This is a genomic window from Cupriavidus sp. SIMBA_020 (assembly GCF_046535395.1).
GTDB classification, from domain to species: domain Bacteria; phylum Pseudomonadota; class Gammaproteobacteria; order Burkholderiales; family Burkholderiaceae; genus Cupriavidus; species Cupriavidus campinensis.
In genome coordinates this window covers 1-344 of record NZ_JAWRWU010000194.1, presented here as the reverse complement: position 1 = coordinate 344, position 344 = coordinate 1, and the positions used below count along the sequence as shown (strand labels likewise).

1 pseudogene is annotated in these 344 nt (G+C 67.2%); it reads right to left on the bottom strand.

The features are described 5' to 3' along the window. Positions 1-344 (bottom strand): annotated as a pseudogene (locus SB751_RS28785) (capsular biosynthesis protein); the annotation flags it as partial.

The following is a 344-nucleotide window of genomic DNA, read 5'->3' as shown; positions in this document are numbered from 1 at the left end:
AGAAGTAGGCGTAGAACGGGCCGCCGTCCCATGCCTTGACCGGGATGTCGTCGACGCCGAAGAACGATTGCGCCACCTCGCGCCGGGCAGCCGGGGCGTAATCGACCTCGATGACGTCGAGCTGGGGCGTGTCGCGGCGCAGGTCTTGCGCCAGGGCCAGCAGCTTGGCGCGGTATTCGTCGAAGTGCGTGCCGCGATAGCGGCCCGATCGGCTGCGGTGCGTGTCGATGGTGACGAGGATGCGGTCGACCATGGGCGCCCAGACACGGATCTGGTGCGGCAGCAGCAGCGCCGCATGGGGATAGTCCATGGGGTACATACTGATCTGGGCGGCGACGCGATAG